General features: G+C 75.0%; 10 protein-coding genes. 7 read left to right on the top strand and 3 right to left on the bottom strand.

From position 1 onward, the window contains the following. On the top strand, nt 1-690 hold a 690-nt coding region (locus OO47_RS26585), incomplete at its 5' end, for a glycoside hydrolase family 18 protein (RefSeq protein ID WP_033210384.1). 139 nt (nt 691-829) lie between these two features. Here the strand turns inward: OO47_RS26585 and OO47_RS26580 are convergent. Beyond that, complete coding sequence (locus OO47_RS26580; protein WP_030207620.1) at nt 830-1,489, bottom strand: DedA family protein; 660 nt, start codon at nt 1,487-1,489, stop codon at nt 830-832. Nucleotides 1,490-1,774: 285 nt separating this feature from the next. After that, a complete protein-coding gene (locus OO47_RS26575) occupies nt 1,775-2,983 on the bottom strand; it encodes a glycosyltransferase (RefSeq protein ID WP_030207618.1) in 1,209 nt (402 codons plus the stop codon). Nucleotides 2,984-3,160: 177 nt separating this feature from the next. Between OO47_RS26575 and OO47_RS26570 the strand changes: the two genes are divergently transcribed. Further along, nucleotides 3,161-3,394, top strand: coding sequence for a DUF5133 domain-containing protein (locus OO47_RS26570; RefSeq protein WP_030207616.1), 234 nt, complete (start codon nt 3,161-3,163; stop codon nt 3,392-3,394). A gap of 119 nt (nt 3,395-3,513) precedes the next feature. On the opposite strand, the gene OO47_RS26565 is transcribed toward OO47_RS26570, so the two are convergent. Then, nucleotides 3,514-3,942, bottom strand: a complete 429-nt coding sequence (locus OO47_RS26565; RefSeq protein WP_030207613.1) for an SRPBCC family protein — start codon at nt 3,940-3,942, stop codon at nt 3,514-3,516. 231 nt (nt 3,943-4,173) lie between these two features. Here OO47_RS26565 and OO47_RS26560 point away from each other — a divergent pair, with 231 nt between their 5' ends. From OO47_RS26560 to OO47_RS26540, 5 genes are all read left to right on the top strand, one after another. Continuing rightward, entirely contained in the window at nt 4,174-4,359 is a 186-nt protein-coding gene (locus OO47_RS26560) for a hypothetical protein (RefSeq protein ID WP_030207610.1), read from the top strand. Next, the gene (locus OO47_RS26555) at nt 4,359-5,192 is read left to right on the top strand and encodes a hypothetical protein (RefSeq protein ID WP_030207607.1); all 834 of its coding nucleotides are present in this window, start codon (nt 4,359-4,361) and stop codon (nt 5,190-5,192) included. Before OO47_RS26560 ends, OO47_RS26555 begins: the two co-directional genes overlap by 1 nt. After that, on the top strand, nt 5,189-6,325 hold the full coding sequence (locus OO47_RS26550; RefSeq protein ID WP_063831936.1) for a DUF6895 family protein: 1,137 nt from the start codon (nt 5,189-5,191) through the stop codon (nt 6,323-6,325). Before OO47_RS26555 ends, OO47_RS26550 begins: the two co-directional genes overlap by 4 nt. Nucleotides 6,326-6,420: 95 nt before the next feature. Then, the gene (locus OO47_RS26545; RefSeq protein WP_051715476.1) at nt 6,421-7,320 is read left to right on the top strand and encodes a DUF6895 family protein; all 900 of its coding nucleotides are present in this window, start codon (nt 6,421-6,423) and stop codon (nt 7,318-7,320) included. Further along, nucleotides 7,317-8,408 carry a serine hydrolase domain-containing protein gene (locus tag OO47_RS26540; protein WP_063831935.1) on the top strand — a complete coding sequence of 364 codons (1,092 nt, stop codon included), beginning with the start codon at nt 7,317-7,319 and terminating at the stop codon, nt 8,406-8,408. The genes OO47_RS26545 and OO47_RS26540 overlap by 4 nt, the downstream gene beginning before the upstream one ends. Nucleotides 8,409-8,599: the final 191 nt, after the last annotated feature.

Here is an 8,599-nt window from a genome sequence, read left to right as displayed (position 1 = left end):
CTGGACTGGGAGTACCCCAACGCCTGCGGCCTGACCTGCGACACCAGCGGCCCGGCCTCCTTCAAGAACATGATGCAGGCCATGCGCGCCAAGTTCGGCCCGAACAACCTGCTCACCGCGGCCATCACCGCCGACGGCTCCAACGGCGGCAAGCTCGACGCGGCCGACTACGGCGGCGCCGCCCAGTACATCAACTGGTACGACGTGATGACCTACGACTACTTCGGCACCTGGGCCGCGCAGGGCCCGACCGCCCCGCACTCCCCGCTCACCTCGTACCCCGGCATTCCCGCCCAGGGCTTCAACTCGGCGGACGCGATCGCCAAGCTGAAGGCCAAGGGCGTGCCCGCCTCCAAGCTGCTGCTCGGCATCGGCTTCTACGGACGCGGCTGGACCGGCGTCACCCAGTCCGCCCCCGGCGGCACGGCCACCGGCCCGGCGGCCGGCGTCGAGCCGGGCAACCAGTACTACAAGGTCCTCAAGACCACCTGCCCTGCCACCGGTACGATCGCCGGCACGGCGTACGCCCACTGCGGCACCGACTGGTGGAGCTACGACACCCCGGCCACGGTCACGTCCAAGATGGGCTGGGCCAAGAGCCAGGGCCTGGGCGGCGCCTTCTTCTGGGAGTTCAACGGCGACACCGTCGACGGCGAACTGGTCGGCGCGATCAGCAACGGCCTGAAGTAGGACCCGGCGGCCACGGCCTGAAGTAGGACCCGGCGGCCGTCCTCGCGCCGCACCGTCACACCGGTCCCGCCCGCCCCGAGAAGGGGCGGGCGGGACGTTTTCCGTCCCGGAGCTCCGTCGAGCCGCGGTGCGCCTCCGGTCAGGGGGCGCGGCGTTCGCCGTCCCGGTCGCGGCCACGGAGCCGGACGGTCACGTAGGCCACGAGGGCGAGCACGCCCAGGACCAGGACGGCCTTGGAGACGAGGCCGACGTACTTCCCCACCGCGTCCCACTGGTCCCCCAGCCAGTAACCCGCCAGGATCAGGGCGGCGTTCCAGATCAGGCTGCCGAGCGCGGTCAGCGCGACGAAGCGGGGCAGCGGCATGCGCTCCACCCCGGCCGGAGCGGAGACGAGGCTGCGGACGACGGGCACCATGCGGCCGAGGAAGACCGCCTTGGTGCCGTGCCGGGAGAACCACTTCTCCGCGCGCTCCAGGTCGGAGGTCTTCACCAGCGGCAGCCTCGCCCAGAGGGCGTGCAGGCGCTCCCGCCCGAGCAGCATCCCGATCCAGTAGAGGACCAGGGCGCCCACGACCGAGCCGAGCGTGGTCCAGAACACCGCCGAGAACAGCGTGAGCACGCCCTGACCGGCAGCGAACCCGGTCAGGGGCAGGATCACCTCGCTCGGCAGGGGCGGGAAGAGGTTCTCCAGCGCCACGGCCAGGCCCGCCCCGGGACCGCCCAGGGTCTCGACGAGGCCGTTCGCCCAGCCCGCGAGGCCGTCCGAGGGCTGCCGTGCCGCCGAGTACGTGAGGTGCATGGTGGTCTCTCCAAGCCGCCGGGCCGATCGGGCGCCCCGGGGCCGCGCTCCTGACACCGCTGTGGCAGGTCTCGCACGGGCCGGTGAAGGCCCGCAGCCCGGGAGTGCCTTCCCTGCTACCCGCTCCGCCGCGATCCGCACGTGCGGATCCGGAATCGGCGGTGGCGGTCTCCCGGCGGGCGGTGGAGGCGGACGGCCGGCGCGGGCGGGTGACGGCGCACCGTCACCCGCCCGCGCACGGCACCGCCCGGATCAGCGCACCGCCCGTGCACGGCACCGCCCGGATCAGCGCACCGCCCGGTCGAGTGCGGCGAGCACCGGTGCGACGCCGTCCTCCCCGGCCAGACGCCCGGCCACCGCCCGGGCGTGATCCCGGTAGGAGCCGTCCGCCGTTGCCCGGCGCACGGCAGCGGCCAGCGCACCGGAGGTGAGGCGGCGCAACGGCACCGCCGGGGGAGCGGTGCCCAGCGCGGTCAGCCGGGACGCCCAGAAGGCCGCGTCGAACTGGACCGGCACCGGAACGGAGGGCACTCCGGCCCGCAGGACGGCACCGGTCGTGCCGGCCCCCGCGTGGTGGACGACGGCGGCCGTCCGCGGGAACAGCAGTGCGTGCGGCACCTCGCCGACGGTCAGCACGTCGTCGCCCGCGCCTTCGAGCCCCGCCCATCCCCGCTGGACGACACCGCGCACGCCCGCCTCGCGCAGTGCGGCGACGACCGCGCGGCTCACCCGTTCCGGATCGGGGACGGTGGCGCTGCCCAGACCCACGAAGACGGGCGCCGGTCCGGCGGCGAGGAAGTCCTCCAGCTCCGGAGCGAGCCGTCCGGTCCCGTGCGGCCACCAGTACCCGGCCACCTCCAGGCGCGCGGGCCAGTCCCGGGGGCGGGGGACGACGAGTTCGCTGTAACCGTGCAGCACGGGCGGCGCCGCGCGGCTCCCGGACCGGCCCGCCGGCGCGAGTCCGTGCCGGCGCAGCGACCGGACGGAGCCCGCGAGCATCAACTCCAGCGCGGTCGTGACGGCGAGTCCGCTCCACCTGTTCCCGACCGCGCCCAGCGACCGCGTTCCCAGCACCGGAGCGGAGAACTCCCGCGTGGGGTGAAGGGGTTGGAGGGGCAGCCCCACGGCGGGCAGCGACAGCCTCCCGGCGATCGCGTACCCGAGCGGCCCCAGTGCCCCGCCGACCAGCAGGACGTCGCCTTCCCGCGCCGACTCCACCAGGGCGGCCGTCAGTTCGTCGGCCGCCCGGCGGGCCATGGACACCAGCCGTACGAGCTTGCCCGCGCCGGTCCTCGCGTCGTGGAGCCGTCGGCCCCGCTCGGAGCGCAGTTCGGCCCGGGGGTCCACCGGCAGCGGACGGAACCGCACTCCGGAACCGGCCACCAGCGGTTCGAACATCGCGTGCGTGGCCAGCGTCACCTCGTGGCCCGCCCGCACGAGGCCGGCACCCAGACCCGTGTACGGCGCGACGTCGCCCCGCGACCCCGCCGTCATCATCACGATGCGCACGACGCCAGTGTGGCCCACCCGGCGGGGGGCGCGGCAGAGGGCGCCCGGCGCGCCCGCCGGAGGACTTCCGGTCCGATCGGCGCGGGTTTTCGTCCGGACGGGCATGTTCCGGCGGATGCGGGGCATACGGGCACCACTTGTTGGACCGTGAAAGGCCGGCCCGTGTCGATTCCCGATTCCCGCACCCTCCGTTCCCTGCTCACCCGTTACGCGGACCTGCGCATCGCCGAGGCGCGTGGCGAGAGAAGGGACGGGCAACTCCTGGAAGACGTCTCCCGCACCCTGTGCGCGGCCACTGGGACGACCTGCGTCGAGGACGCCCTGGCGGCCGCCGACGCCCTGCTGGCCGCCTCTCGTGCGCGCGGCGCCCGCCCGGCGCCGAAGCTGGCCGCCTGAGGGCGGTCCGCCCCGCCCCCTCCTGGTTCCGCCCCGCCCCCCTCCCGCGTTCCGCCGGCCCCCGGCATGCTCTCCGGGGCCGGCGGTGTCCGGCGCTCCCGCGCGTCGGGCGGCCGTCCTCAGCGGTGGCCGGCCTCGTGCTCGGCCATCCGCTGGAACTCGCCCAGGTCGTAGTTGGCCAGGGTCGCGTCGAGGTTCGTCAGGGCACCCAAGTGCTCGACGAAACCCTTCGGTTCGTACTCGACCTGGAGCGTCACCCGGCTCTCCGTGTCGCTGAGCCGGTGGAAGGTGACCACCCCCGCGTGGTGGACCCCCTCCGTCGTCCGCCAGGCGATCCGCTCCTCCGGTACCACTTCGGTCAGTTCGGCCACGAAGGCCTTGTCGACGCCCGGCAGGGAGAGCTGCCACGCGAACGTCCGGGCGTCGATGCGGTCGACGCGCCCGACGTGGCTGAGAAAGGTGGGCCAGCGCTCGACGTCGGCCCAGAGGGACCAGCTCACGGCCACCGGTGCCTTGATGTCGAGTGCTTCCAGCAATGAGGACGCCACGGACGTCTCCTCCTCCTGTGCGAAACGGCGGGTCCCTCCGTCCGTACCCCCGAAGACGTGTTTCACCGTCCGCGCTCCCGGCTCCGCCGGGTCGTCGCCCCGATGACGGGTGTCGAGCTTCGGTGACGACCGTGCGCTTGCGTCTATACGGGTGCGGCGTTCTAATAGAAGGGAAATTCCACCCAAAAAGTCCCGCTTTGCCGGGTTAAGTTTGTGGAAAGGGATGGTGGCATGGCTTCCACCGAGCGAATCGTCCACGACACCACGTGGAACGACATCGACATCGAAGAGGCCCTGAACCCGTGCGAGCCGGGCGGCACGGCCCGTGACACCAGGGAATGCGCGGCGCTGGCGCTCGCCGGCGGCCAGTACGGCCTCCTGCTGTCGCCGCCGACGCCCCGCCCCAAGAAGGGCTGATGGAGCGGTCAGAGGCGGCTGCCCGTGTGGCGGAAGCGGTCCATGACCTCGCCTCGGACGTGGTCTCCGCCCTCAAGGGCGGGGACCACTCCTCTGCCCGGAACGGGACGGCCGGCACGGAGGACGACGGCCCGTGGCTCGCGGCCGTGCGCATGCTCGGACCGGACCTCCTGCTCCCCGCCCTCGTGCACGGCAGGCCGCCGCACCCGCAGGACGTCGCCGCGTGCCGACGCGCCGCCGACACCTTCCCGCCCCGGGCCGGCTCCTCCCCGGTGACCGTCTGGAGCCACTGGGCCCTGACGCGGATGTCGGACCACCTCGACGCCCGGCCCGTCGTCTTCGAGGCGCCCGCCGAATTCCCGGCCGGGCACGGGCCCGACCACGACGCCGGCCCCGACCACGGCGCCGGGGCCGACGGGGCACGAGACGCGTGGCCGGCCGCCGTCCCCTGGCAGCAGTTCACCCACCAGCTCGCGCTCCTCGCCCCGCTCGCCGTCCCCGGCGACACGGCGACGGCAGCCGCCTGCGGGCACGCGGTGCTCGCGGAGTCCGCCGTTGCGCGAGCCGCCCGGCAGCGGCCCGTCGACCTCGCGCGCGGCTTCGTCCGGGCGGTGCGCCGACGGGACTGGCTCCAGGCCGCCGCCGCGGGCCGCTGGCTCGCGGTGGTCGACGACGTGCCGAAGACCCTGGGCCTGGACTCCGGCCTGGACTTCGTCCTCCTTATGGGCGGTTCCGACCCCCGGGTGGACCTGCACGTGCACGCCGCGCAGCACTTCCGCGCGATCCGGTCGGCAGGCGCCGGGCGGGAGGACGCCACGGGGGTGCGCGCATGACGGCGGCGGTGCCGGACCGGGAACTCGGCGCGCAGACGGCCGGACCGGCCGGCGAAGGCCCCCGGCCGCCCGCCGGTGACACGGCGCGGCCCCTCACCGGCGTCGCCCCGCCTCCTACCGGCGGCGCCTCGCCCCTCACCGGCGGCGCCCCGCGCCCCTCCGCGGCCCCGCAGGCCGTGGAGGTGGCGCGCACCGCCCTGGACTGGGTGTACGACCACCTCCCGTGCTTCGCGCTGCCCGAGGACGTGCTGGCCCCCGACGTGCTCGTCGACCGCACCTGGAAACCGCTCGGCGAACTGGCCCAGCTCGGTGACGGCATCCGCCGCCACACCACCTCCGGCCCGGCCCGCCGACGCGCCGCCGAACTCCTGGAGTTCGCCTGGGGGCAGACGCGCCGGGGCTCCCTGCTCCTCGAACAGCTCCGCGCGGAACCGATGTCCACCTACCCGCTGGAGATCTACGCCGCCTTCCGGTCGGCGGGCTTCCGGCACCCCGCCTTCGAGGAACTGGCCCGCACGCTGGCCCGCACCCGGAGCTGGGCGCACACGGAACAGGACCCGACCCGCCGCCTGGGCATCCTCAACGCCGAACACCGCACCGGCCTGCCCCTGCACGCCCCGCCGCTCACCGCCCTGCACCGCACCTGGCTGGGCAGCCTGCCCGAGCCGTGGATGTTCGAACGCTCCGCCGGCTACGCCCTCACCCACGTCGTCTTCCACCTCACCGACTGGGGCAACGCGCCGCACCGCATGCCGCCCCGGCTGGCGCGCTACCTCCACCACTGGCTGCCCGCCTGGCTGGACTCGTGCCTGGAGGAGGAGCTCTGGGACCTCGCCGGAGAACTGCTGGCCGTGGCCGCCAGCCTCCCCACCCCCGTCCCGGCGCGGACCGTGGAACCCGCCTGGGCCCGGCTCGCCGCCGCGCAGGACACGGCGGGCGGACTGTGCGAGGTTGGCCCGAGCCGCCGCGACGACACCGCCGAGCCCGGCTTCGTCCACTGCTACCACTCGACACTGGTGGCCGCCTACGCGGCGACCCTCACCGCCGCCCGTCTGTACGGGGTTCCTCCCGTGCCCCTCACCGCCACGGTCCTCCCGGGCCCCGAGACCGCGCCGCCGGGTGATGCCCCATGACCCTCCACCAGCCGCCCGCGCCCTCCGGCCCCTCCGCGCAGGACGGACCGGACGCCGTGGACACCGCGCTCTTCCACCGCGTCGGCCTGCGGGCCATGGAGTGGCTGTACGAGCACCGGGAGGGATTCCGCCTGGAGCCGGACGCCGACCCCGAGACGGGTTTCCTCGACCGCTTCAAACCCGTCGGGGAAGTCGCCATGATCTGCAAGGTCCTCTTCCGCGAGGGCGTCGCCGGCTCCCACCAGGTCGACCTGGCCCGCCGGCTCCTGGACCACCTGTGGCGCGACGTCCTCGACGGCGGCCGGATGCTGGAGGAGGGCCAGCGCCGCGAGCCGATCTCCCCCGTCCCCTTCGACGTCTACCTGCCGTTCTGGGAGATGGGCCACCGCCGGCCGTACGTCGACCGCGCGGTCCGGCTCAACCAGCGCCTCGACAGCTGGGCGGCGATGGAGATGAGGCCGGTGCGGCGCCTGGGCCTGAGCGCCTTCGAACAGCGCTTCGGGCTGACCCCGTGCATCCCGGTGGAGGAGGCCGCGGCACGCACCTGGCTGGCCCGCGCGCCGGAGCCGTGGACGGTCGAAGGGTACGCCGCCTACGACGTCACCCACACCGTCTTCCACCTCACGGACTGGGGCGCGCACCCCGCCGGCCTGCCGCCCGCCACCGCCGACTACCTCGCCACCTGGCTCCCCGTGTGGCTGGACGACTGGCTGGACCTGCAACGCTGGGACCTGCTCGGCGAACTCCTCGTCGTCGACGCCTGCCTGGAGCACCCCACGCTGGACGCCCGCGCCTGGCGGGCCTTCGCCGCCGCGCAGCAGCCCGACGGCGCCATGCCGGCCGTACGGGACATGCCGGAGGAGGACGACGAGGACGTGCTGTTCGACCTGGTGTACCACCCCACCGTCGTCGCCGCCTTCGCCGCCACCCTGGCCACCTCCCGCGCCTTCTCCCGCCTCGCGGGCGCGCCGCCCTCCCCGGGAGCGGCCACATGAAGCCGTACACGGACGAACCGGGCCCCGCGGACGGCGGGGGCGAGACGCCGGTACGGGCCGCCGGCCCGCCCGGAGCGGGCGCGACCGAGCCCCTGGCCGACCGGCTGGCCGCCGCCGTCGCGTCCGTCGACGCCCCCGACGTCGTCTTCGCCGCCTCCGTACGGGGCCGCAGGACGCTGCGCGGCGGCGGCACGGCCGACGCGCCGGCCGCCGACCGCCGGGAACTGCGCTACGAGATCGGCTCGGCGTCCAAGACCTTCGCCGGCCTGCTCCTGGCCCGCCTCGCCGCCTCCGGACAGGCCCCCCTCGGGCACCCGGTGGACGCCGCCCTGTTCCCGGACCGGCCGCCCGGCCGCGCTCCCGTCACCCTCCACCACCTGATCACGCACACCTCCGGGCTGCCCGGACTGCCCCGCGACCTCTACCTGCGGGCACTGCCGCGCCGGAACACCAACCCCTACGCCGGATACGACGCCCGGCGCGTCGTCGAGGCGTTCGCCCGCGCCCGCCCCCGCCGCCCCGGCACCCGCTGGCGCTACTCGAACTTCGGCGTGGCCGTCCTGGGCCACGCCCTCGCGGCCCGCACCGCGACGCCCTGGGACGACCTCCTGCGCGAGCACGTCCTGGACCCGCTCGGCCTGTCCGGCACCGCCCTGCGGCCCGGCGCCGGGGGCGGGCGGGACGCGACCGGCCACGCCAAGGACGGCACCACGCCCCTGCCGCCCCTGGACATCGCGGGGTTCGCCGCGGCGGGAGCCGTGCGCGCCACCCCGCACGACCTGCTCACCTTCCTGGAGGCCCATCTGGAGCCGGACGGCCCCCTGGCCGGCGCCCTGCGAGATGTGCGCCGACCGGTGCTGAGCCACGGCCGAGGGGAACGCCGCCAGACGCACACGCTGACCTGGTTCCAGCAGCCGACCCCGCACGGACCGGCCTACTTCCACTGCGGGGCCACCCCGGGGCAGCAGGCGTTCCTCGGTTTCTGCCCGGCCACGGGCCTTGCCCTGGCCGCGGTCTCCACCCGCCGGTACCGCCCCGCCGACCCCTTCTCCGCCGAAGCCCTCACCCTCCTGTACGAGGGCCCGTAGCCACCGCCACCGCGCCGAGGCGTCACGAACCGGCCGTACTGAATGGCCGTTCGGTAAAGCGCGCGCGTCTTCGAGCAGGTCGGCGGCCGGTGGGGGAGGGGAGCGGCGCGGTACGGGGCCGTACCGAGGGCCCCTCGCACCGCTCCTGAGCAGCCTCGACGCGCCGAGGACACCGATAAGCACACCCTCGT

This window comes from Streptomyces bikiniensis, assembly GCF_000716625.1.
Lineage (GTDB): Bacteria > Actinomycetota > Actinomycetes > Streptomycetales > Streptomycetaceae > Streptomyces > Streptomyces bikiniensis.
Note: the sequence above shows the minus strand (reverse complement) of the source record. Positions and strands in the feature narration are given on the sequence as shown.